Source organism: Paenibacillus castaneae, from assembly GCF_002884445.1.
Classification (GTDB): domain Bacteria; phylum Bacillota; class Bacilli; order Paenibacillales; family Paenibacillaceae; genus Pristimantibacillus; species Pristimantibacillus castaneae.
Window position 1 is genome coordinate 4,920,636 of sequence record NZ_KZ614144.1, and the last position, 23,784, is coordinate 4,944,419.

Here is a 23,784-nt window from a genome sequence, read left to right on the forward strand (position 1 = left end):
ACATCAGGAGACCCGATGTTTTAGTAATTAGCAGGGGCGCTAGCATCAAGTAACTCTCTGGTAACCCAACGGCTGTCCGACGAAGCTAGAAAGGCGGCAAATCCGCTACATCCTCGGGTTCTCTCATCTGTTGAAGGTTGAAAGACCGGCTGGCCGGATGAGTACGAACCCATCCTGCAATTCGCTCACGATCATAGAATTCAACCTTCATCTGAGAATTCGCCTCACTTATGATACGGTTCACCGTAACATCTAAAGAGCGAAATTTGGGTATACCCCCTAGCAATATTTCTCCCAACTTGTGATATGTTTGTCTGTACCATCTGTAGGGCGACATCAAAAGGCACCCGAAATCGGGTGCCTTTAATCTAGTCTGACTGAATGTTATTGTTTGGGGCTCTATGGGTCATTGCCCTTTCCCCTAACTTGCCATCCACCGTCCGGATGAGGAGTATTAAATCTGTTTTCTCATTAGCAGCAATCGGTAACACTTAACCAATCCAGAAGGAAAGTGCTGTAAGATGAAGGAAAAGAAAGAACTCAAACATGGGCTACCCCTGATCTTGACGATTCAGCCAACGACAATTTCCCATCTTCCATCCGGTATACCTTGTCGCAATATTCAAGCATACGCTCATCATGGGTAACCATAATCGCCGCTTTCTGGCGTGACTTCACCTCATGCGCAATTAAACTGACCACTTCATGGGCGCGCTTGGTATCCAAACTTGCTGTCGGCTCATCCGCCAAGATGATGTTGGGATTATTAATTAAAGCACGAGCAATCGCTGTCCGTTGCTTCTCACCACCTGATAGCTCTTCCGGAAGGCTTTTTAACTTCGAGCCCAGACCCAGCTCTTCCAGCAACTTAATAGCGAATTCCTTATCCTCCCTTTTAGCCTTTCCCGACATCCTTTTGACTATTAGCAATTGATCAATAACATTTAAATAGGGAACCAAATTCGATGATTGCATAATAAATCCGATTTCTCGTAACCTTATATTAGATAGTTCCTTCGCAGTAAGCGTAGAGATATTATACCCATTCAGCTTAACATCTCCTTCGGAGGCCTTAAGCAGCGCTCCAGCAATGGATAAGAACGTACTTTTACCAGACCCGGACGGTCCAACTACAGCAACAAACTCACCCGGCTCCACTGATATTGACACATGATCGAGTGCCGCAATCCGATTGCTTCCTTCGGCATAATACTTTGTGACTTCACTCATTTGCAATCCCTTAGTCATTATTCAACCCTCCCGAGCGCTTTGAGCGGATCAATCTTTGTAATCTTGCGAACAGATACGATCGAACTTAACATAGCGATAATTAGCAAGATAACAGAATACGTGACGACAAGACTAGTTTCCAGCTTGAATGGCATACCCTTCGGCATAATGGCAGCTGTTCCATAAGTCAGTAAGATTCCAACTACAATACTAGTCAGCGAAAGCACAAACACTTGTGATACAATAGCTTTGCCCAAAAATCTGTTACTAGCACCAATAGCTTTCATAATGCCGAACTGGTTGGTCTTCTGCATCGTAATTACATAAAAGAAAACCCCAAGCACGAATGCGGAAATAGCGAGCAGAAATGCAAGCATCATTAAAATAGTACCGTTCTCTTCTTTGTACCCTGGCATTCCTTGAACGGCTGCCGCTCGGGTAACCGTATCCGTATTTGATAGCTTACTATTAATTAAATCTGGATCGATATCCTTGCCTTGTAACATAATCGCATTAACAGGCCCTGCAACTCCTTTATCCGAACCCGGAGCCGCGAAGGTAATCTTCCGCCATTCAGCCATTGGAGTAAATACTGATGCAACGTGGTTATAGGTCTGATTCTCGACATATCCGATAATCGTCAATGATTCCGTCGTTCCATCTAACTGAAAAGTGTCACCAATGTTATAGCCCTCATCCTTCATGGTTGAATTCACCACGACACCTGTAGGGTTCCCGGAAGATAGGCTTTCCCCTTCTACGATAGCCGGTTCCAAGAAGCTTCCTGGGTTAATTCCTATAATCGCTATGTCCACCTTATCTTCATTCTTGGTGCTTTGCTCCTTCAGCGCCGTTGCCATCGTTGTTCCCATGGGTGCGGCAGCACTCACATTTGGTAGCAGCTCCACTTCCGTCATCAATTGATCAGACAGTAACGACTTGCTCATTGATGACTGTGACCCTTCTTCAAAGACGACATAATCAGCCTTCATTGTCTTGAATGTTGACGCAGCTAGCGTAGATAATCCATTCCCCAAACCTGATAAGATGAATACCAACCAAGCTATTAGTACAAAAATAATGACGATCATTAAAAATCTCATTTTACTATGCAACAATTCCTTCATAGCTAAAAACATTTTCTTTTCAACTCCTTATTTTATTGACACTAGTGTCAATTTCATAACACTTTCACACTTGTCTCATTAATTAAATAACATAAATGACACTTGTGTCAAATTAATTCCAAGACTGAGGCTATCTCCTAGCTCCCCCGATCCACATTTGAAACAACAGCTTTCCCCAATCAGGCGTAGGGATATTCAGCATATTAGGCGTATTAATTAAGTTAAAAAAAACACCAATAAGTACAGGCAATGGGATATCTTGCCGCAGGTCTTTATCCTGTTGTGCGCGTTCAAACAAGCGTGATAATTGAATTTTAAGGGTCATATGTGCTTCCTCAATAAATTCAAGATCTCTCGCTGCTGCAGAAGAATTAGTAGTATTAATTTTACTTGCATCTCCTAGAAGTTGATGGAGCGTAGATTCTTCTACGTAAATGAGAAGTAACTGCTCGAGAGCATCCATAGGATCAGTCTCATCAATTGCTGATGAATTTTCTAATACCGTTGCTATTACGCGCTTCATACAAGCAGCAACTATCTCTTCTTTATTAGAGTAATATTGATAAATAGTGCTCCGGGCTCCGGATAGATGCTGTGAGAGCAGCTTGAGATGAAAACCGTCGTAGCCATGCTCAAGCACTAATTTTTTTGTCGTATCCAGCAGCTCTGTCTCAGTAAAAGATTGTTTTCTTCCCACTGAATCTCTTCCTTTTCATCATATAATATCTGTGTTAGAAGTGAGAGCATGAAATATTTTGTGTAAATAGATAAAGGAAGACCCTTTCTTGTAGAATTGAGTTACCACACAACTTCGCTACACGCTGTCATATTGGCTTTGATCAAGCACTTGCTGAACTCCAAGCCATGTTCACCACCATGGACTAACGCAGTCTTCTACAAGAGAAGTTTTTTTCATTTACACAAAATTGTTGACGCTACCTTAAAAGTTATCATCACGTAATAGATTAATATCGTAAATTCAAAAGAATTCCTACCTCTGATTTTTATTTATTATCAGTATAGCATATGTTTATTGGCATTGCCGAAACAAGACCACCGATCTCAATAAATGGAGGTGATTCGATCAAAAAACGAACCTGAGCGTGAATCCAACCAATCAGTTCAGTATCCAATTCTGCTACGTAAATAACATGATTGGTAGGATCCGTTATATCCTAAAGTCTCACTAAAGATAAGAATACACCACATTTACTAAAATAAACCATCAAAAATAGCAAAGACGGATAAGCAAGCATAGATGCATCATTAAATCATACCCAGAAATAGGCATCGACTCGTCACCAACCGATATTCTCCCATCCCTTCTGGCGTTCTACCCGAAACCTTTGCACCCATTGCTCAGCAATATCATCTGCTATTCGGTCAAATGATGGCGGGGATATATTAACGTTGTCAGAAGGAATATTTAAGTACGCTAACACATTCATGACCGTTCCCTCGTAATCCAGTATAAAATCCTCATAAACAATCGTTAGCGGTACGATACCCTCCTCTGAGAAAAATTGTTCCATGGCAGCTTCACGAATCGAGCATTCTGTTAACAAATGATTAATCGCGTCAAAATTATACTTATCGGCAATATCATGCTCCTGCGGCTTTTCACCAAATTTTCTATGCCATTCCCCAGATACGATTGCGCGCCACCAAGAAACAGCCAATCGTACTTTGTTTCTTCGGGTCATCCATATATGTTTATTGCAATTTGGAAAAGCTGTACGCCATACTTCTGCTTGAGTGGCTGTTTCAGGCAATTCATAAAGCTGTCTAAATCCATGAATCCAATCCGGGGACAGACATGTTTTCATCCCAAATACCCCATTTGAAGTTGTACCATCTTTCCATATGGCTTCAACCTCCACTTTACTAATTGTTTTTGGGTCTCTAAAAGTGATCCATTCACAAGGATCCCCAGCTACTCCGGTGGATGAAAGCGCATAGTTTAATAGAGTGCTGCCCGTGCGTTGCGAAAACCAAATCGTATAGCTTTGTTTAGGTTTCATCGTATTTCCTCCTCGTTTACGTATTTAAGCCAAATCCATTAAAACAATGATGATGAACGTAATTATAACAACAGGAATAACTTGATTATAGGTAACAAACAATTAGAACTATTTTATACACAAAAAGCCACATTAGAAATGAATCCAATGTGACTTTTTATCTACTCTATTTCCATTCCAACTTCGGCAGAATGTCTTTCTGCAGCACGCACATTTCATCGATCATGGCACAAGCCTGATAGTAAGTCGGTGCTTGCGGGTCCAGGAGAACAGCCTGCAGCAGCTTAGTCTTCGAATTCTCTTCGAAGGCTTCCAGCAGCAGCTTATGGATCGTTCCCTGAATATGAATAGTTCCAATAATCGCAGTCGGCAGCTCCACGGTCATAGGCTTCAGGGTAATGCCTCTTCCATTCACTATCGCCTGTGTCTCTACTACCATATCGTCGGGAAGCCCTTTAATTGCCCCTTTATTCGGCAGGTTTACAGAATTGATCTGAACTTCATCATCGAAGAAAATAGCTTCTATAATCGGAATGGCGTATTCATTGCTGCCCTGAACTGTTTCCCGGTTAAACGTGTAAGCTTGTTCTACCCATGATTCCTGTGTATGGATGTTGGCAAACAGGCCTTTATCCAACGTATTACCACTCGCACTATAAACAAATTCAGGTGTTCGCGAGTCCTTATCCCATAGCTTTTCCTTGATGGGATTATAACGGTATTGTAGCGACAGACCTGCATAGAAATCCTCTGCGTAGGAAACATATTCGCCGCAGTGGTTAGTACCCGGATATGGGTAGTAACCATAGGTATGGTACATTGTCCTGGACAGTGCCATATGATCGAACTGCGCCAAGCGGTTTGCCTGCTTTTCCTTCTCATGGAACAGCGGATACAAATCCTCACCTGTCGCCTTATCCCAAATTTTCGTAAAAAATCCGAAATGATTTAAGCCCCCGCCTTCAACCCCGATCTCTTCCGGCTTTCTTTCCAAGAACTCGGCGATCTGGTCAATTCCCATGTCTAATCCATGACATAAGCCTACGATTTTAATCGAAGTCAGCTTTGACACTGCCTCAACCAATTTAGCTTCCGGGTTCGTATAATTGATAAACCAGGCATCCGGACACACTTTTTCCATCATACGGGCAATTTCCAGCATAGGTCCCAAGTTTCTAAGCGTGTGGAACATCGATCCGGGACCGCCATTTTCTCCATAAATCTGTTTGCTTCCAAAACGGCGAGGAATATGGAAATCTTGTGACCAGTAAAAATAGCGATCTACTTCAATAGCGACAATGGCAAAGTCTGACTTCGTCAGCGCATCTTCCAGATTCGTTGTTTGCCAAAGGTTGGCGTTGTGGTTAAAGGCTTTGAACATTTCAGACGCATACCGATATGTCCGGTTGACATTGTCCTGATCGATATCCATTAGAGCGATTTCAAGCTCTACCTCATTCTTAAAGCGCGGTGACAATACCATATCCTGTAGCGCGCCCAAGGCAAAAGAAACGCTGCCCGCTCCGATTAATGCGATCTTCAATTTTCTCATGGTTATTAGTCCCCTTTGGTTTTTTTAGGGCGATATAGCCCGCTCCTAGCATTCCGGTATCCGGCCTGAACGCAGTCAGTCATGATTTTTACTCCTCAATGTTTACTTCCGATCTATCTCTATATAAGCAGCAGCCTCCGAATTCAAGTAGAAATCAATGTGATCGTGACCGAGCAGCTCTTGTGCTGGAAGCTTGGCTTCAGGGTTGGTCAAAAGCTCTTTGACAATGTCTGCCTTGTGCCTTCCTGTGATGGCCACAATAACCCGTTCACTAGCTGCCACCTGGCCTAGTCCCAGCGTAATCCCTTTATCGAGTACCGTACAATTATGGAAATATTTTTGTGCGACTTCTCTTGTAGTGGCGGAGAGATCCACTAAACTACTCCGGGAAAGTACAGGATATCCTGGCTCATTTAGGCCAATATGACCATTCATCCCCACTCCCATAAGACTGAATGTTATCGGATGATCCTCGATAAAGCTGTCAATTCTTGCACATTCCTGCTGCAGATCCGCACTCGTACCTTCAAAAAATTCAATTCTGGCATTGTTCAACGGAATATGCGAGAAAAGATCCCGATTCAGCATCTGGTAACAGCTGCCTTCACTGCTTCTGTCTATACCAATCCACTCATCCAGACTTACGATCCGCAGCTCTTTGAGCCGTGATTCCTCACGGGCACGATCGGCAAACTTCCTGTAGCTTATTTGTGGTGTGCTTCCAGAAGCCAAACAAAAGACCGGTTGGACATCGTTATGGAGATGCTCTAGCATTTTGTCGGCAATCGCATTGGCTAATTCCTCTTCGCTGTCAAAGATTCGAATCACTATCGTTCACTCCTTGTTGTTAGGCAGACAGCACCGTATTCATTTCTTGCTGCAGAACCAGAATGGCTGCCCCGATCGCCGCCGAGTGCCGGGAATCGCTAAATGTAATGGTTGGCTTCCACTCGGTATATTGTTCGACATAGTGTCTGATACGGCTCAGTAATCGCTCCGGAAACAGATCTATCGTTTTGCCGCTGACCACAACCCTATTAATATCCAGAATACTGATCATATTCGTAATGACCAACGCTAGGTGTCTGGCGGTATATTCAACACATTCAGCGACATTTTCTTCCCTACCAAGATCGTACCTATCTAATAAACTGTGAATACCAAGCTTGCTTTCCAACCAGCCAACAGAGGAAGGTGTCTTTTGGAAGTCCGGATCAAAACACATATACTCCAATTCTCCCGCGCTGGCACTAACTCCCCGATGCAGCTTTTTATTGATCATGATTCCTGCACCCACGCCTTCACCGACCGCGATGTGAATAAGATCGGTAGGTGCTTCCTCGTCATTCTCCAGCTTCTGGAACTCAGACAGGATGGATGCGTTTACATCATTCTCAAGTATAATCGGTAAATCAACCTTGCTCCTTATATTGTCGAGGATTGCTTCGTAATGATAGTCTTCTTCCTGATTGCCCTGCGTTCTCATCCGAATTGTTTTGTTGCGGGTATTGATAGCTCCGTCCACACCAATGCCTAAGCCCACAATCGTACTATTGGTTTCTATGGCCTTGTTCTTCATACGTGCAACAATATCTTCGACCAGCTCTGCGAACGCTTCGCTATAGAATGGAATCGACTTGTCAATCGAATAGGAATCAATGATTTCGCTCTTTAGGTTTACTAGCAAGGCCGTCATTTTCTCACCTATTGTTTGAATACCTATGGATACATAACTGTTCCCGTTAAACCGGTAAACGGTCCGTTTCCTTCCTAGCCCACCCGATCCTTCACGACTTTCGCCAGTTGCTGATAGTAATCCGATTTGCTCGAAGAAACTAACAATTTTACTGACCGTCACAAAGCTCATGGCTGTCTTTTCACTAATCTCCACTTTGGCTAATTCAGGATGCTCCAGCAAAATATCATAAATGATCTTTCTGTTCTCATCCTTGATGTCATTTGGTAGAAAAGACTTCAACGTGTAACCACCTTTCGAATTTTATTTAATTAAATTATATAACTTAATTATTAAATGTTATTAAATAATTAAAGAAAAATAAATGGCCTCCATTCGACCGATAAAACTATTATAGCCCATCCGACTGATCTGTCTATTACTTTTTTGTATATTGTGGCTTATATGCGCCCTCCATGTGCTGCACTTGTGCATTACATTCGCCGTTCGACTGCCACTCTGAGCTCTATGTGCTGCACTTCTGCATCACATTCACCGCTCGACTGCCACTTTATCGCATTACTTCCTGCTTGACCGAACCGAGTTTGGATAACTTCCGGTTTGCCGCAAGCACGTATGCAAGGACGTTAACATCATAGGCAAAGATATAAAATTTGTAAGGTTTCGTGACCCTAAATCGACGTGATAGTATTGATCTATTGAAATGCGATTTTTTAATCCTTACTTGCTGAGAAAAAAATTAATAACTGAAGGGACGATAATAATCCATGAAAAACTTTAATGTAACGCAAGTGCCTGACGAATATCTAGAGCCAGTTAATGAATTGCTTCAAGGTACGGTTCAAGAGGTTTCCTATAAAGTGAGCAACTATATTAATCTTACTCGGCAGCTTGTAACAGATCGGAACATCGATATCAGTGAAGCAGGAAGAGAAACCGTTACGGGAGATGACATATTGAAAAAATGCAATGTCTACTTGCCTGCAGGCTATACCCCAAACGACACAGCCGTCAGATACAATATATTGTATTTGCTTCATGGAGTAGGTGGGGATCAATATGAATGGTTAAGCAGCAACGGTAAGGCCAATGGACGATTCATCATTTGCAATATATTTGATAATCTCATCGCAAACGGGGATATCGATCCTCTGATTATCGTATTTCCCAATGGAAGAAGCGCGTATGACTGGACGGACAGCTCTTTCAATTCCGAGGGTACCAATATGCTGGGATTCTATTACTTCGATTATGAGCTGAGATACGATCTGATTCCATTTATAGAATCAACCTACAAAACCTACGCAGATATTACAGACACATCACCTGAGGGAATAACATATAACCGCACGAGAAGAGCGATCGCCGGGCTTTCGATGGGAGGGATGCAAGCTCTGAATCTTATTCTTGGAGGTTACAGATATGATTCGACGCTATTCACTGAAACAAAGAGTCCTTGGAAAAACGGGCTGGACAAGACTGTTCTCGCACCAGGTATGATAGATTTGTTCGATTATGTGGGGGCTTTCTCGAACGCTCCCACGTCGAGTGACGGCAAGACTCTTGGAGCCAGTCTCGGTTCATGCTTTTATAAGCTTCACTTGCTATATACCACCTGCGGCAATGAAGACGGAATCGCAAATGACAGCTATATAAATTCGATAGATGGGCTTGTACACCAAGCGGGGAATCATCTCGATCATTATTATCAAGTTCTTATTAATGATGGTTTTCATGATTTCAATGTTTGGAATAACGGTGCCTACAATTTTAGTCGATTGGCATTCAGAAATTGTGATGATCATTTAATGTCCAATGTTGTAACGAAAAAACTTTTATGAGGCATACAGAGCAATATGACAATATGAACGGATACTTCATCGCGAGGTCCATTTGGCAGTGCAATAGGCGTTGACACACTTTATCTATCCATAAATTATGTAATTGTAAATGACCCGAGATGACCACTCTGCAGTGTCCTCTTCGGGTCATTTACGTTTATAATAAAATTTCATGAATAACAGGAGTATGAGCATATAATACCGCAGATTAAAGTACGACTAACGGAGAATTTCAACTGTTATCATAATAGGTCATATATGCCGCCGTAATGTCGTAATACGATCGTTATGTCGCCAGATGTAATAGATACCATTGACTCTGATTGTCCAACGGATAAGCGTGAAAGAAACACTATCGAGCCGATCGCCAGTTGGAGCATGAACGAGCCGAAAACCATAGTCAGAAACATTGCGTAATCCAGTTCACCCGGCTGTGCAACGGACGCAATGCCGAAGCCGACAGCAGCGATCATTCCGTATATCACTGCAAGCGATCCTACCAGATACTTCATGCCTTGTGAAAGTCAATCTGAGTCCGTGTTACCGGCGTAGACAGCTCACAGGCCATATCGCCTTTATCTATGATGAATTCCGAATGGTTCCACGTTATTAAGTGATTTCAGTTCAGCGTACGTGTCATCATCTGTTGATCTCCATACTTGTTCGACACCAGGATGTTCACCATTTCAATTGGTGTAACTCGATTGGTTATCCCAATCACTTGAAATGCTTCCTTGTTCTCAATTCTAAATTTCATCGGTTCGCCCAGTAATGCCTTCAGATACATTTTATCTAAGCATGTTCAATATAGTCATTCGAAAATCCATGAATTTTCAATTTATTTCCTTCCAGATCATAGAAGTGAAATTCATGATAAATCCAGTAAGGATTCACCAAGTCGTCTACCCTAACACCTCGTCCCTTAAGTAACTGATACGTCTTTTTGATATTGTCCGATTGCAGATCGAGGACTGCGTGAGTTTTCGGATTCTCCAGATTGGATTTTACAAGAGCCAGCTTCGTTTGATCGTCGTTTAGACGAAAAAAAGCGAGATCTCCCATGTTATCCGCCAACGGTAGCCCAAGATATTCCTTATACCATTCTACTGCCTCTTCAAAACGGCTGACATGCAGCCAGATGACAACCTTACCGTTAAAAAATAGGTTCACGAAAATTCCTCCTCAAATAGTTGGGTTAACCTGGGCAAATCGGGACGGGGAAACGGTTTTCTAATTTCATCACGATAATGTGAATGGTTCTTCCCCGGGTACTGTTTTGGACTAACGGGAATTGCGTAATCTATTAGGTATCGATGTGTAGGTTCCCATGAAGGATTATTTTGATGAAGAATGATAACAGGCCGACTGTTATAATAATAGCCGCTGTTTGGCAGCCATTCTTCCCATAATTGTTTTATTTTCTCTCTAGCATGCATAGTAGTGTCAAATATACGCAGAACTGCATACTGGGCTTCAGGGAATAGTCGACACCCGATTTCACCATTTGATTCTATCGGTTTCGAAAGGGTCACACCGCAATCCAACCTCAAATACTTCTTACCAGATACATTCGGGTCTTGATACTCGATGCTTACAAGTGATGACAGAGATGGGTTCCAGAGCGAATGCTGACAGGCCCAGTCGAAAATCGATCCCATCGTCTCAAGGTGTTTTCGGTTCTCTTCGAATGTTTTCTCCAGAACCCTCCCATTCGTACGGATGTAAGCGATGTAGCAGGGCTTCATCCGTTTTATCTTAATACTAGGTTCTAATTCAATGGTGCCACCCTCATTATAGGTAAGCCATTTCGATTCTAGTTGATTATTCTTGCTATTAAATTTGCGTAAGTTGCTATTAATTGAATAAGTGTTGCGGTACTCTGTAGCAGAAACGCCAAAATGATTTCGGAAGGAACGAGAGAAAATGGATACTGAGGAAAACCCGCATTGTCTTGATATCTCACTGATATCAATCGTCTCATAATATTTAAGCTTGCTAGCTGCTTTTTCAAGTCGTATACGGGTTACATATGCGTGTATTGTTTCTCCTGTAATAGACTTAAAGACTCTATGAAGATGATAGGGGGAAACCAAGGCCTTTTCCGACAAATCTTTTAATTCTAATGACTTCTCAATATGTTCGTTGATATATTCGATTAGTTTATTAATAATAGCAGTATGCTCCTGCCGAAGATTTACATTTATGGGCCTCAAAAAACTTTCCTCCTCTTGAGTGCTTAATATTTTCATGTTGCAAGAAATTCGACAGGGTAGCCTCAATCATTTCGTTCAATATCACTTCTTTGATGGTATCAAATTCTCCTCTTTAGGGGACATAAAAATGTTTTTTGGGCGAGTGACCTCCTCCCCAGCCCCTACGATTCTTCGCTTTTGGCTTACTTCGCGATAAGAAGGATAACATTATTATCAGAGCTAAAAAGTTTTTTTGACTCCAAGGGAAGACCGCCGTATATTTTGTTAATTAAATCAAAGCATTATCGTAGGGCGAATTATGCAACCTTAAAGGTTGCATTGTTTGTTTTTTTAGAGGATTCTGTAAGATCGGCTGAACGTTCAGCTCGGCTATACACCTTCATGCCCTTATGCTATATTCGGTTTAACTTCAAATTCAGAGAGGGGCAATGCCATTATGGATCAAAATATTAAACAAGCGATAGTCAGGGGAGAAACCTCGCTTGGCATCGAATTTGGATCCACACGAATCAAGGCTGTACTGATTGATCACAATTTTGAAACAATCGGTTCCAGCAGCTATGAGTGGGAAAATCAATTGATCGATGGTTATTGGACCTACCATCTCAATGAAATGATTAATGGGTTGCAAGAAACCTATCACCAATTAAAGCAAGAAATTGAGAATAATTATGGCGTAACATTGCAAAAAATCGGATCAATCGGATGTTCTGCCATGATGCAGGGCTATATTGCACTTGATCGAGCAGGGGAGCTATTGGTTCCGTTCCGTACATGGCGCAATGCCACAACGGGTACAGCTGCATCGGAGCTAACCGAGAAATTCCAGTTTAAAATTCCAGAGCGCTGGAGCATCGCACATTTGTATCAAGCGATTTTGAACGATGAAGAGCATGTCATTAACATAGATTATATTACGACTTTGTCGGGTTACATTCATTGGCTGTTGACTGGCAGCAAGGCTCTTGGTATGGGGGATGCCTCCGGTATGTTCCCAATCGATAAATCTGCACAGCAATATAATGAAGATATGGTGAAGCAGTTTTCCGATTTAATTGCCGATAAAGACTACCCGTGGAATCTTAAAGATATTTTACCTAAAGTTTATAATGCAGGTGAACATGCTGGATATCTCAATGAAGCTGGTGCCCAACTATTAGATCCATCAGGCAGCCTGCAAGCAGGTATTCCGCTATGTCCTCCAGAAGGCGATGCCGGAACAGGCATGGTCGCTACGAATAGTGTCAAAAAGCGTACCGGCAACATTTCCGTAGGTACGTCGATTTTTGCCATGATTGTACTGGAGAAAGATTTAACCACGGTGTACCCTGAGATTGACATCGTGACTACACCTGATGGCAGCCCTGTCGGCATGGTTCTAGCTAACAACTGCTCCAGCGATATTAATGCATGGCTCAGCTTGTTCCGTGAATTTTATGAAGCAATGGGGCTGAAGCCCGATATGAACCAGTTATTCAGCGTCCTGTTCAACAAAGCGCTGGAAGCAGATGCTGATGGCGGCGGCTTGCTGAGCTACGGCTACTATTCAGGCGAGAACATTACCGGGCTTGCAAAAGGTCGTCCGCTGTTCGTTCGTTCCCCAGAAAGCCGCTTCAATCTGGCTAACTTTATGAGAGTACATCTGTTTGCCGCGTTTGCTGCACTAAGGCTCGGAATGGATATTTTGACACAGAAGGAGAATGTAACGATTGACCGTATTTTGGCGCATGGCGGATTGTTCAAAACGCCGCTAGTCGGTCAAAAAATGTGTGCCGCAGCACTAAATGTTCCTGTTTCGGTCATGTCTACGGCTGGTGAGGGCGGCGCATGGGGGATGGCAATTTTGGCATCCTACATGGTTAATAAGGAGCAACACGAGGGCTTGGCTGATTACCTTACCACTAAAGTTTTCAATGATGCAGAAGGACAAGAGGTTTGTCCTGACAGCGCAGATGTGAATGGCTTTGCCTTGTTTATGGAGCGTTACACGGAAGGGCTGGCAATTGAGCAGGCAGCGGTAGATCATTTTGTGGAAAATTGGAAGAAATAAGAAGCGTGAGCGTCATCTCTACGGTGAAAGTCCAGAATGGGAGTGACCGAACAAGAATAAGCTTGTTCGGTCACTCTTGTTAACTAATCAGAACATGTCGCTCAGTATTAAGGTTACGCCGTGATGTTCCAATCTTTCAGATTAACTACAAGCTCAACTCTCCGTTTTTACCACTATTTATGGTACGGTTCACCCCGATTATTCTTCACCGCTTAAATATCCACAAAAAGAGTTTCAACTTTGAAATCGATGCATCTGTAATAAACTATGCAATAAACACAAAAAAGCCAGCCACCCTAATGGATGACCGGCTTTTGTCTGACTATGCTCTTTTCTTGCCTTCTTCGAGCCATAGAATCGAAGTAACGCCCCGTGGATAATATTTGCTTCCTGTAATTCGCCCAGAAATGATCTGATCGCTCCAGCTCCAAATGGAAAGCTCGGGATGCGTCAGCCACTCCACATGAGCTGCATCCGCTTGTTGTCCGCTCTCGTCCCAAGTAAGGCCGAGGAGCTCGCGTGCCACAAATTGACATAAATAAATTTTGCTTAACCAGCTGTTATTGCTCGTAGAGGATAGCTTCCAACCTCCGTCCTCGAACAAGCAAATACCTGGACGCAGCACATAGTTCAAATGCGTACTCAAAGCCTCTATGAATGCACCAAATCGACCATTCTGCTCAAGTGCGGCATGATTGCCTGTTACATAAGGGAATATAAGTCCTTCGATAGCCGGAATGATTTTGGAATCATTATTCTCTCCGATAACTGCAGGAATATAACCTTCACTCGTTACGTGGCTAACAATCGTTGCCGCGCATTTATCTGCTTGGCTGCCAGCTGTTTCTGCATGGGATGGACGGTCATTTTCAAGAAATAAACGTTCCATTACAACATAGGCCGCCCAGCTTTTGCCTGCCAAATAAATATTGTTTCGTGCTTGCCCAAGCGAGACGTCCAGGCTGTCATAGGTCGTAATCTCGGCTCCGCCCATCGTGCGCGAGCTGTCGAGACCCATAATGCCGTTGCGATTTTCTGGATTAGAATCATCGCGGTTCAGCATGCTGACCAGACATTTCTCGAAAATTTCTAAATTTTCTGCAAGCCACTTCTGATCTCCTGTTTTCTCGTAATAAGTTGCTGCGCACAGCACCCAGTTTACGAGCTGCTCATGAGTCATATGGGAGAAACAGCCGTCTATACCGTAAAGCTCGTAGGAGGAGTAACCGGAACGTGATATTGCATTGGCCACGCCCATATCATGAGTGAAGCTTATGCCACCGGCATATTCAGTTTCATCGCCCGGTTTACGGACCGTATCCTCATAGCTGAATCGCTTCACGAACATGTCCAGCTCATTTTTGACTGTCCATGGATTCATTTTCAACTCATAGAATAGCTGATCCACCGTCAAATCGAATGTATTCATCATCCGGTATTCGCCCTCATTGACGATCCAGAACGGTTGGTCTTCATAATCGAGCAGCTGCGTGGAGCCATAATAGCTGCGAATGGAATGGTTGAGCATGAATTTCTGATCGTCGGATAAGTTGTCCTGCTCGGTCAGCGTGCCTGCTTCAACCGCCTCGGCAGTCAGCCGATCGAAATGCGTCAAGGCATAATCCGCTACCGATTCGACGTTAGGGAAATAACGTGTATAGTAATAGGATGCATCGATGCCTGTTGTGACATAACCTGCTCTATAGAAGCAGATAGCGAAGCGATATGTTTTGCATTCGCCAGGCTCTGTATCCATAATCAACGTACCGACTGGTCCTAGTCCGAAGGTCCAGTTCTCTTGCAGCGCGGCGGTAAGAATATCCTCCATACTGAAGTGCTGCGCCGAAACAACAGCCGGATCATCCGATACGATCGCAAGATGCCTTCCTTGTCCAATTCCTTCCTTGCCGTTCATATCGACTATACGGCGCATAGAGCTGTAAGGATCACTGCCTTGGAAACCAAAGAAAGCTCTGCGCTTGCGATCCGATCGACTGTTGTCCACAGTCAGCTCAGCGAATACGGCTGGTATCAAGCTGTCCTTCAGTTCAGCTTCAGATGCGATCGACGGATCTGGAACTGCACGAACCTGCGAATAAATGCGGAAGCTCAAATCTCCCGATTGCCATGTATCTGTCGTCAGCTGAAAATCACGCTGAATCGCTTCCTGCGGCAAAGGATGCAGCAGCTTTGGCTTGTCCGGGAACGGATCTGGATTCTCAATATCGTAACGTTTGCTTTCATCTTCTTCTTTCGCATCGTGGAACGGCAATGTATCATAGCCTGTTCCGTCCAAACGCTCGATACCGATATATATATTTTCCCTTGGAGGTCTTGCTAGCTCAATATCAAACCCTCCCGAAGGTCCTGGAAAACCTAATGTAAAGCTGGAGAACGCACCGATTGGAGAATGATGGGCATTAAAAAACTGGTTTTTCGTCAAGGCAGTTTCAGCTCCTTTTTTAAGTATGATCCTTACTATCTTACGATCGATTCCCTTTAGCCAACAGGGTTATAACGGACCTTTATTTGTACAAAACAGAACCCGTCCTGCAACAAGGGTATGTTATACTGAATTCATCCTATTTAGTGAGGAATTTGCAATGAGAAACCATCTTCCTGTCGGGCGAGAGAACAGCATTAATGAGCTCATGACGCCTGATTTACAATTTGCTTTCCAAATAGTTGCAGCGCATAAACGCGCTGTTAATGCGCAATGGAGCTATCCTGAACACCACCATACGATGTTCGAGCTGAATATGGTGCTGGAGGGTGATCAAACGATGATTGCAGACAGCACCAAATTTGTACAGCAAGTAGGCGATATCTTGTTTATTCCACCTGGCGTTCTGCACAGCAGCAGCGGGTCGACTAGCCAAATGGCCATGACTTATTTTTGTCTCCATTTCGATATTGACGACCTGACGCTTCGCAGAAGCTTGATGGGTATGCATACGACCTTACTGCCCGCAAGCAATCCTTCAACAGCTGCCATTCGAAGCACATTGGAGAGACTGCTTCAGCGTTTGCAATATGCTCAGACCGGTCTCCATCTAGACAAGCTGGCTTTCCTTAGTGATACATTCCTCATGCTGTCTGCTCTGACGAATTGGACCATTGAGGAAGGCTCAGGAGAGGTTCACGGCATTGATGCTTCAGAGAACGAGGTTTCGCTTGCTGCATCGATAGAAAGAGAACTGCGCAGCGCATATGCGGCCAACCGATCTTCCGAGGATAGAATTAGTATAGAGAAGCTGGCTTCGCGTCTCGGCTACAGCCCATCCTATTGCAACAGAGTATTTCAGCGAGTGTACGGCATGACGCCTCGCCAATATTTAACGGGACTGATCGTTCGCCAAGCGAAGCTGCTGCTCATTAATTCAGAACTGACGATTGAAGATATTGCCTATCAGCTCGGCTATCGCGATATCTCGCAATTCAGCAAGCAATTCAAGCGCTGGATGAACCTCTCGCCCGCTGCCTTTCGCAAGCTGACCAAATAATGCACATCATACAAAGAGGGATGCCGGCTTGAGCCGGCATCCCTCTTTGTATGATAGAAATGGTACAAACGTGCAGCTCCCATTCCCATTTATGAACATAATGTACGCCTCAGCCAATCGTACGCCAACCGTCCGCTTATTTCATGAGCGCCTGGAAATACATCGGATTCGAGCTTGTCTCCTGCTCCCTCTGCTTCATAGATTGCCTGAATTTCCGCTGCAGCTTTGCGAAAGCCTGCTACTGGAAAGATCGGATCATGCTCCCCTGATTCGAGAAATAACGGACGCGGAGCAATCAGTCCGATTAATTCCGGCAGCTCAGCGTGAAGAAGCAAGCCTGGCGTGTAGTTATCCAAGCAATGACGGACTGCAAATATACTGTCCTTAACCGTATTCGCGAAGCCTGTCAGTACCGTCGCGTTGACCCGATCCTCCAGCACAGCAGCAATATATCCTATCAATCCACCGCCTGAGAAGCCCATAAGTCCCATGCGATCCACATTAACCTCTGGTCTGGAAGTCAAGTAGCGAAAGGCTTCTAGAGCTTCCGCAACTCGCAAACCAGTAAGTGTTTTTCCAAGCATCATCAGCTGCGTGGACAGCTTGTGGCATGAGTTTGGCGCATTGTCATCTAGCTCAAGATCAGAAAGGAGTCTGCGCTCGCCGAAGCCGATGACGTCAGGGGCAATTACGACCATGCCCCGCTTCACTAGCTGTACGGCGAAATGCTGATGAATACCTGGCTCTGCTTCAGCCGGTAAGCCGTCCTTAAGCAAGCCGACAATTTCCCGGCTGCCATACCCATGACCGTGAATCGCCAGCACGCCTGGCAATTTTCCCTTTGCCTCATCAGGAATGAGTATATACGCGGCGAAAGCCAGCTCAGGAGTAGCCGACAGCTCGACCCGTTCACGTACATATCCATCACATTGAACACGCTCAAGCAGCTTGGGCGCATGACCGGGATTAGGCTCGAATTGACCGATTACATCTCGCAGCGCAGCTCTAAGCTTTGTTCTGCGTACATTTCGAAGCTCATTCCTTGATTGTTCTTGATGCCGACTAACCGCTTCATTATAAAGCTTGTTTAATAAAGAATCGCCATTCCACATTGTACATTCAACCACCTTATCTATTGTTTAATAGTCTGCTATGCCAAATGATTAAGCCTTTTTTCTGAATCATTAGAAACGCCTGTATTTCCTAATGCTTAAGCTAACGAATTAAAGGAAATTCCGCTATTTATTCATTGAATAAAAAGTCGTTCTGTTGTATATTTATACAACGAGATCAATATTCGGGAGGCTAGTCATGATTCAGATGGAGAAAATGAAAACAGAACAATTATTGGAAACAGCAGATAAATCCGTTTTATTCACAGCAAAACGTCCTAATATTGTGATGGAACGCGGCAAGGGAATGTATATGTGGGATACCGACGGGAATCGGTATTTGGATTTCGTTGGCGGCTGGGCCGTTGCAAGCCTTGGACATTCCCCCGCTGCCTTGCAGGAAGCCTTGACACACCAGTCTGCTACTCTCGTTCATGCCAGCCCAGGTTACTATAATCGCCCTATGATTGAGTTTGCCGAGCTGCTGACCAGCGTCAGCGGAATGGATAAAGCGTTTTTCGCTAGCAGCGGTGCAGAAGCGAACGAAAGCGCGATTAAACTTGCAAGAAAGCATGGCACGGTCAATCTTGACGGAGCCTACGAGATCATTACGTTAACAAATAGCTTCCACGGCCGCTCGCTCGCCACGATGTCAGCTACTGGAAAGGCACAATGGAAGGAGCTTTTTGCGCCTAAGGTCGACGGCTTTAAGCATGTCCCGATCAATGATTTGGACGCATGCTTTGCTGCGGTTACCAATCAAACCTGTGCCATTATGGTTGAGCTTGTGCAGGGCGAGGGCGGTGTCCATTGTGTGGATGAGGCTTATTTATTTGGGCTTCGCAAAATATGCGATATGTATGGCATGCTGCTTATTTTCGATGAAATTCAGACGGGATTCGGAAGAACCGGAAAGCTTTTCGCGTATGAGCATTACGGCATTCAGCCAGATGTGATGACACTTGGCAAAGGCATTGGCGCCGGCTTCCCTCTATCGGCCATGCTGACAAAAAGCAAATATGATTTGTTCGAGCCTGGCGAGCAAGGGGGAACCTATACAGGATCACCTCTTGCGATGGCTGTAGGCTATGCCGTGCTTACCGAGCTGCTTGAGCAAAACGTGACAAACAACGCCAAGCTGCAAGGGAAGTATATCGTCAGTGGTTTGCAAGAACTGTCCCGCGAGTTCCCCATATCAGAAATTCGCGGCAAAGGACTGCTGCTGGCCTTTGACGTTCCGGAAGGCGCAGCACCAGAACTTGCCGCTATATGCCTACGAGAAGGCTTGCTCATTAACAGCCCGACACCTTCGACTATACGGCTTGTTCCACCATTAATCGTTACCCAGAAGGACTGCGATGAGATGCTTAGCATTCTGCGCCGCGCTTTCAAACAGCTTACACTTATAAAAGTTTCTTCTATATAAAGGGTCTGCGATCCAGCACCAGCTGCAGCGGTCTATCAGTCCCAATAAGCTCGGGCAAGAGCTGCCCTACCAATTCATAGGATTGCCTGCATAATCAACATACTCGCAATCCGCATCCTCAGCTTTAACCGTATTTAAGCCTAAGCGTCCTTCAACCAAATCCAGAATCGCCGCTGCTGACTGCTCAGGCGTTAGCGCGGCTCCTGCATCAAGCTTACCCTGCATATAGGTTTGTACCCAGCCGGGATGTACGACTAATACACGGCCTCCCTGCGTCCTAATCCCGTTATGGATAAGCTTGGATTGCATATTGAGCGCAGCCTTGGACATGCAGTAAGCATACCAGCTGTCACGATAGCAATCGCCTATGCTTCCCGCCTCTGACGAAATATTGACGAGAAATTTCGAATGGCTTCTAAGAAGAAGCGGCATGAACGATTGGCTCATACGCAGGCTGCCTAACGTATTCACATTAAATACATCCATCATTTCGGCATAATTAAGCTCATCATGGATGGTTGATTGTATATTTCCTAATATAGCTCCGTTATTAATAAGCAAATCAAGGTGCTCTGTTTGTTCTGACGTGTAACGAAGCGCTTCTGCAACGCTTTCATCGCTTGAAATATCAAGCCGCAGTACATGAAGCTGCTCACCGTAGCTTCCTTGCAGCTGCTGAAGGGCGGCAGCTTCAGCCGCATACTGTCCAGCAAAAACCTGACAGCCTTGCTTGAGCAATTGTGCTGCAAGCGCAAGGCCAACTCCACGATCTGCTCCTGTTACGAATGCTGTTCGAATCATCATTTCAACCTCACTCTCCTTCTCGTCATTATACAAATAATTGCGAATGTTGGAAAAGCTGCTTTGCATATTTTAATTACAATTGTAATGCGCCTACAAGCAGGAGGGCCTTCATTGTGAGCAAGCGAATGCGAAGTATGGAAAATAAAGAATTCACTATATACGTACTTCCCGCCTGGAAGTGGAAGGAGTTCCTCGCCTTTGAATTAATCGGCGGTGCGGCATTTTATTTATTTTGCCGGATAACAGCTCATTCTGAGCTATTTGGCATTGCCGCCAATATAGCAGGCCCACAGATGCTAAAATATGTGATGGCTTCATATCGACCGAATATCAAAAAACGTTCTGCAGCTCCCGCTGAGCTAGCGGAATTGCAGAACGCCCCTTTTAACCTTAAATCTTAGAAGCCAAAGTATTGTTTCGCATTGCGATAGGATATATTTCGAACCATGTCTCCAAGCAGCTCCAAATCTTCCGGCGCTTCGCCATTTTCGACCCATTCTCCAAGCAGATTGCAAAGCAATCTTCTGAAGTATTCATGTCTTGTGTAGGAAAGAAAACTCCGTGAATCGGTCAGCATACCGACAAAGCGGCTTAACAGCCCAAGGTTAGCAAGCGCATTCATTTGATCTAGCATGCCATTCTTCGTATCATTGAACCACCAAGCCGAGCCTAGCTGAACTTTCCCAGGCACGCCTCCGCCTTGGAAGCTCCCAATAATCGAACCAAGCACGTCATTGTCCTTCGCATTAAGCGAATACACAATGGTCTTCGGCAGTAAATCGTCCTTATCCAGAGCATCTAACAGCTTAGCCAGCGGGTAAGCAACGGAGCTGTCGTTAATGGAATCGAAGCCCGTATCCGGTCCAAGCTTGCTGAACATGCGAGAGCTGTTATTGCGAGCCGCGTTAATGTGGAATTGCATCGCCCAGCCGTGCTCCGCATACAAGCGGCCCAAGTAGAGCAGCGTATACGTTTTGTACTGCTTCTCTTCCTCTAGGCTAACTTCCTCGCCTTTCAACGCTTTGGCAAAAATAGCTGCCGCCTCATCCTTCGTTGACTCCGCGTAAGCAACATAATCTAGCGCATGGTCGGAAACCTTGCAGCCTACTTCATAGAAGAATGCTACTCTGGCCGCAAGCGCGTCCAGCAGCGCATCATAGCTGTTCATTGGCTGATTCGACACAGCTTCAAGCTTTCCAAGCCATTCAAGGAAGGTTGGTCTGTTAATTTCAAGCGCCTTGTCGGGACGGAATGAAGGCAGCACCTGTACGTCAAAATCAGCTAGTCCCTTAATTGCGATATGGTACTCCAGCGAGTCAACCGGATCATCCGTTGTACAAATGACTTCTACATTAGACATTTTGATCAAATCACGCGCATTAAAGCTGCCGCTTGTCAGCTTTGCGTTAACCTGATCCCATATCGACTTCGCATTCTTCTCATTTATAAGCTCATCTACGCCGAAGTAACGGCGCAGCTCCAAGTGTGACCACTGGTAGAGCGGATTGCCAATCGTTTGTGGAACTGTCTTCGCCCAAGCCTCGAAGCGTTCATAATCGGATACCCCTTCGCCGCCGGTTATATAACGTTCCTCTACTCCGTTCGCGCGCAGCGCCCGCCATTTGTAGTGATCGCCGTACAGCCATGCTTCCGTAAGGTTCGCAAAGCTAGTATTCTCGAAAATTTGCTGCGGACTTAAATGGCAGTGATAGTCAATAATAGGCATTTCTTTCGCATAATCATGGTACAAACGTATAGCCGTTTCATTCGAAAGCAAAAAATGTTCATCCATAAATGGCTTCACAACTGCATACCCCCATCCACTTATTTGTAAAAGTGCACTAAGTCGTCGATCTGAACCGCTTTTCCTGTCTGAATGGAACGGTTGGCCGCAATCCCCGTCAGAATCGAACGAGCTCCATCTATATGATTCGCCGCCCGGTTGAACGGATCCTCCACTGGCGTTCCGAATAAATCATTCAGCAGTACTGGATCGCCTCCGCCATGGCCGCCAACGCCTTCTTCAACATCTACCTCATACGGAGCTGCAAACATCGGGAACACTTTAATGGTCTTTTCCTTTAAAGCGCCCTCTTGGGACTTTTCGCCTCCAGAATTGACGTATGATTTCTCGACGATGTTCATTTCCAAGCGCCCTTTCGTACCGTTGAAAGCAATGCGGTATCCTTCCCATGGCAAGTAAGCGTTCAGTGAATAGGTTAGAATAGCATTGTTTTTGTAGCGGACTAGCACGCCCATCGTATCTTCAATATTAATGCCGTCTCCGAATACGCTCTGATCGCGGCGATAGCCGTCTTCATGCTCCGCGTCCAAATACATCGCTTTTAAATGGTCATTTTTGTCCAAGTGCAGGGCAAAAGGATCGTTCTCGGCAATCGGATTTCCCGTTGCGCGTTCATAAAACTGCGTTTCACCGCGGCCTTCTGCATTCTCACGGCCGTAGAACAGCAGATCTCCGAATGCAAATACCGACTCTGGCTGTGAGCCAATCCAGAAGTTAACGAGGTCGAAGTGATGCGTCGATTTATGCACAAGCAAACCGCCGCTGTTCGATTTGTTGCGGTGCCATCTGCGGAAGTAGTCCGCCCCATGCTCCGTATTGAGCAGCCACTCGAAATGAACGGAAGTCACCTTGCCGATCGTACCGTTTGCAATCAGCTCTCTTGCTTTCGTGTGATGCGGCGCATATCGATAGTTGAAGGTTACGCGGACATTGCGCCCTGTCCGTTCGACTGCATCCAATATTTCTTGGCATTTCTTCTCATCCACCGTCATCGGCTTCTCCGTTACTACATCGCAGCCAAGCTCAAGAGCGCGAATAATATACGTATGATGGGTGCGGTCCATGCTAGTTACAATAACAGCATCCGGCTTCTCCGCTTCAATCATCTGGTCGAATTCATTAGATTTATATGTTCTAACCGCATTATAATTATATTTATCAACGAGGATGCTGTTCGCATAATCCATTCGCGTTTGGTTAATATCGCAGAAAGCAAGCAGCTCGGACGTTTCTTTGAAATCGGTTGCAAGAGCACCGTAGAAAAATTCAGCCCTGCCGCCGCTGCCTACCAATACATAACGTTTCTTTGTCATTTGTATAATTCCTCCTCCGATTTACTTAGTTCCATATTACCGCATAAGAATGATATAATTCTCGTCATATTATGCTTATATTTTAATAAACA

The 23,784-nt window shown here is 44.7% G+C and carries 22 protein-coding genes; 5 read left to right on the forward strand and 17 right to left on the reverse strand.

The window, feature by feature from the left end:
* Positions 1 to 85: 85 nt before the first annotated feature.
* From CEF13_RS29520 to CEF13_RS22125, 8 genes are all read right to left on the reverse strand, one after another.
* On the reverse strand, positions 86 to 211 hold the full coding sequence (locus CEF13_RS29520) for a hypothetical protein (RefSeq protein WP_279588849.1): 126 nt from the start codon (positions 209 to 211) through the stop codon (positions 86 to 88).
* 329 nt (positions 212 to 540) lie between these two features.
* The gene (locus tag CEF13_RS22095; protein WP_102714051.1) at positions 541 to 1,248 is read right to left on the reverse strand and encodes an ABC transporter ATP-binding protein; all 708 of its coding nucleotides are present in this window, start codon (positions 1,246 to 1,248) and stop codon (positions 541 to 543) included.
* Complete coding sequence (locus CEF13_RS22100; protein WP_102714053.1) at positions 1,248 to 2,369, reverse strand: ABC transporter permease; 1,122 nt, start codon at positions 2,367 to 2,369, stop codon at positions 1,248 to 1,250. The genes CEF13_RS22095 and CEF13_RS22100 overlap by 1 nt, the downstream gene beginning before the upstream one ends.
* Before the next feature lie 118 nt (positions 2,370 to 2,487).
* Entirely contained in the window at positions 2,488 to 3,054 is a 567-nt protein-coding gene (locus tag CEF13_RS22105; protein ID WP_102714055.1) for a TetR/AcrR family transcriptional regulator, read from the reverse strand.
* Positions 3,055 to 3,655: 601 nt separating this feature from the next.
* Complete coding sequence (locus CEF13_RS22110) at positions 3,656 to 4,378, reverse strand: Stf0 family sulfotransferase (RefSeq protein WP_102714057.1); 723 nt, start codon at positions 4,376 to 4,378, stop codon at positions 3,656 to 3,658.
* Positions 4,379 to 4,544: 166 nt separating this feature from the next.
* The gene (locus CEF13_RS22115; RefSeq protein ID WP_102714059.1) at positions 4,545 to 5,930 is read right to left on the reverse strand and encodes a family 4 glycosyl hydrolase; all 1,386 of its coding nucleotides are present in this window, start codon (positions 5,928 to 5,930) and stop codon (positions 4,545 to 4,547) included.
* Positions 5,931 to 6,032: 102 nt separating this feature from the next.
* Positions 6,033 to 6,758, reverse strand: a complete 726-nt coding sequence (locus CEF13_RS22120; protein WP_102714061.1) for a 6-phosphogluconolactonase — start codon at positions 6,756 to 6,758, stop codon at positions 6,033 to 6,035.
* Between the two features lie 19 nt (positions 6,759 to 6,777).
* Complete coding sequence (locus tag CEF13_RS22125; protein ID WP_102714063.1) at positions 6,778 to 7,908, reverse strand: ROK family protein; 1,131 nt, start codon at positions 7,906 to 7,908, stop codon at positions 6,778 to 6,780.
* 485 nt (positions 7,909 to 8,393) lie between these two features.
* Here CEF13_RS22125 and CEF13_RS22130 point away from each other — a divergent pair, with 485 nt between their 5' ends.
* Positions 8,394 to 9,467 (forward strand): alpha/beta hydrolase, encoded by a 1,074-nt coding sequence (locus CEF13_RS22130; protein ID WP_102714065.1) that lies wholly within the window; start codon positions 8,394 to 8,396, stop codon positions 9,465 to 9,467.
* A 242-nt stretch (positions 9,468 to 9,709) separates the two neighbouring features.
* On the opposite strand, the gene CEF13_RS22135 is transcribed toward CEF13_RS22130, so the two are convergent.
* The 4 genes from CEF13_RS22135 to CEF13_RS22150 all read right to left on the reverse strand — a co-directional run bounded on the left by CEF13_RS22135 (position 9,710) and on the right by CEF13_RS22150 (position 11,680).
* Positions 9,710 to 9,952: a hypothetical protein gene (locus CEF13_RS22135; RefSeq protein WP_102714067.1), complete on the reverse strand. Its 243-nt coding sequence runs from the start codon at positions 9,950 to 9,952 to the stop codon at positions 9,710 to 9,712.
* 134 nt (positions 9,953 to 10,086) lie between these two features.
* Positions 10,087 to 10,224 (reverse strand): hypothetical protein, encoded by a 138-nt coding sequence (locus CEF13_RS22140; RefSeq protein ID WP_243864385.1) that lies wholly within the window; start codon positions 10,222 to 10,224, stop codon positions 10,087 to 10,089.
* Positions 10,225 to 10,259: 35 nt separating this feature from the next.
* Complete coding sequence (locus tag CEF13_RS22145) at positions 10,260 to 10,637, reverse strand: VOC family protein (protein WP_166742755.1); 378 nt, start codon at positions 10,635 to 10,637, stop codon at positions 10,260 to 10,262.
* Positions 10,634 to 11,680: an AraC family transcriptional regulator gene (locus CEF13_RS22150; RefSeq protein ID WP_166742756.1), complete on the reverse strand. Its 1,047-nt coding sequence runs from the start codon at positions 11,678 to 11,680 to the stop codon at positions 10,634 to 10,636. The genes CEF13_RS22145 and CEF13_RS22150 overlap by 4 nt, the downstream gene beginning before the upstream one ends.
* Positions 11,681 to 12,116: 436 nt before the next feature.
* Between CEF13_RS22150 and CEF13_RS22155 the strand changes: the two genes are divergently transcribed.
* The gene (locus CEF13_RS22155) at positions 12,117 to 13,730 is read left to right on the forward strand and encodes a xylulokinase (RefSeq protein ID WP_102714073.1); all 1,614 of its coding nucleotides are present in this window, start codon (positions 12,117 to 12,119) and stop codon (positions 13,728 to 13,730) included.
* A 322-nt stretch (positions 13,731 to 14,052) separates the two neighbouring features.
* On the opposite strand, the gene CEF13_RS22160 is transcribed toward CEF13_RS22155, so the two are convergent.
* Positions 14,053 to 16,173: a glycoside hydrolase family 52 protein gene (locus CEF13_RS22160; protein WP_102714075.1), complete on the reverse strand. Its 2,121-nt coding sequence runs from the start codon at positions 16,171 to 16,173 to the stop codon at positions 14,053 to 14,055.
* A 160-nt stretch (positions 16,174 to 16,333) separates the two neighbouring features.
* Here CEF13_RS22160 and CEF13_RS22165 point away from each other — a divergent pair, with 160 nt between their 5' ends.
* A complete protein-coding gene (locus tag CEF13_RS22165; RefSeq protein WP_166742757.1) occupies positions 16,334 to 17,233 on the forward strand; it encodes an AraC family transcriptional regulator in 900 nt (299 codons plus the stop codon).
* 89 nt (positions 17,234 to 17,322) lie between these two features.
* Here the strand turns inward: CEF13_RS22165 and CEF13_RS22170 are convergent, their stop codons facing one another.
* A complete protein-coding gene (locus tag CEF13_RS22170) occupies positions 17,323 to 18,345 on the reverse strand; it encodes a dienelactone hydrolase family protein (RefSeq protein WP_102714079.1) in 1,023 nt (340 codons plus the stop codon).
* Between the two features lie 199 nt (positions 18,346 to 18,544).
* On the opposite strand from CEF13_RS22170, the gene CEF13_RS22175 reads away from it, so the two are divergent.
* A complete protein-coding gene (locus CEF13_RS22175; RefSeq protein ID WP_243864386.1) occupies positions 18,545 to 19,771 on the forward strand; it encodes an aspartate aminotransferase family protein in 1,227 nt (408 codons plus the stop codon).
* 66 nt (positions 19,772 to 19,837) lie between these two features.
* On the opposite strand, the gene CEF13_RS22180 is transcribed toward CEF13_RS22175, so the two are convergent.
* Positions 19,838 to 20,575 carry an SDR family oxidoreductase gene (locus tag CEF13_RS22180; RefSeq protein ID WP_244917113.1) on the reverse strand — a complete coding sequence of 246 codons (738 nt, stop codon included), beginning with the start codon at positions 20,573 to 20,575 and terminating at the stop codon, positions 19,838 to 19,840.
* A 113-nt stretch (positions 20,576 to 20,688) separates the two neighbouring features.
* On the opposite strand from CEF13_RS22180, the gene CEF13_RS22185 reads away from it, so the two are divergent.
* Entirely contained in the window at positions 20,689 to 20,976 is a 288-nt protein-coding gene (locus tag CEF13_RS22185; RefSeq protein WP_102714081.1) for a hypothetical protein, read from the forward strand.
* On the opposite strand, the gene uxaC is transcribed toward CEF13_RS22185, so the two are convergent.
* Positions 20,973 to 22,379, reverse strand: coding sequence for a glucuronate isomerase (gene uxaC / locus CEF13_RS22190; protein ID WP_102714083.1), 1,407 nt, complete (start codon positions 22,377 to 22,379; stop codon positions 20,973 to 20,975). The two genes, CEF13_RS22185 and uxaC, sit on opposite strands and share 4 nt — an antisense overlap.
* Before the next feature lie 20 nt (positions 22,380 to 22,399).
* Entirely contained in the window at positions 22,400 to 23,692 is a 1,293-nt protein-coding gene (locus tag CEF13_RS22195; protein ID WP_102714085.1) for a Gfo/Idh/MocA family protein, read from the reverse strand.
* Between the last annotated feature and the right edge of the window lie 92 nt (positions 23,693 to 23,784).

Excerpts from the sequence above, each read along its gene's own strand:
- CEF13_RS29520 (WP_279588849.1), bottom strand. The coding sequence starts at position 211 with ATGAAGGTTGAATTCTATGATCGTGAGCGAATTGCAGGATGGGTTCGT.
- CEF13_RS22095 (WP_102714051.1), bottom strand. The coding sequence starts at position 1,248 with ATGACTAAGGGATTGCAAATGAGTGAAGTCACAAAGTATTATGCCGAA.
- CEF13_RS22100 (WP_102714053.1), bottom strand. The coding sequence starts at position 2,369 with ATGTTTTTAGCTATGAAGGAATTGTTGCATAGTAAAATGAGATTTTTA.
- CEF13_RS22110 (WP_102714057.1), bottom strand. The coding sequence starts at position 4,378 with ATGAAACCTAAACAAAGCTATACGATTTGGTTTTCGCAACGCACGGGC.
- CEF13_RS22115 (WP_102714059.1), bottom strand. The coding sequence starts at position 5,930 with ATGAGAAAATTGAAGATCGCATTAATCGGAGCGGGCAGCGTTTCTTTT.
- CEF13_RS22130 (WP_102714065.1), top strand. The coding sequence starts at position 8,394 with ATGAAAAACTTTAATGTAACGCAAGTGCCTGACGAATATCTAGAGCCA.
- CEF13_RS22140 (WP_243864385.1), bottom strand. The coding sequence starts at position 10,224 with ATGAAATTTAGAATTGAGAACAAGGAAGCATTTCAAGTGATTGGGATA.
- CEF13_RS22155 (WP_102714073.1), top strand. The coding sequence starts at position 12,117 with ATGGATCAAAATATTAAACAAGCGATAGTCAGGGGAGAAACCTCGCTT.
- CEF13_RS22165 (WP_166742757.1), top strand. The coding sequence starts at position 16,334 with ATGAGAAACCATCTTCCTGTCGGGCGAGAGAACAGCATTAATGAGCTC.
- CEF13_RS22170 (WP_102714079.1), bottom strand. The coding sequence starts at position 18,345 with ATGTGGAATGGCGATTCTTTATTAAACAAGCTTTATAATGAAGCGGTT.
- CEF13_RS22175 (WP_243864386.1), top strand. The coding sequence starts at position 18,545 with ATGATTCAGATGGAGAAAATGAAAACAGAACAATTATTGGAAACAGCA.
- CEF13_RS22180 (WP_244917113.1), bottom strand. The coding sequence starts at position 20,575 with ATGATGATTCGAACAGCATTCGTAACAGGAGCAGATCGTGGAGTTGGC.
- CEF13_RS22195 (WP_102714085.1), bottom strand. The coding sequence starts at position 23,692 with ATGACAAAGAAACGTTATGTATTGGTAGGCAGCGGCGGCAGGGCTGAA.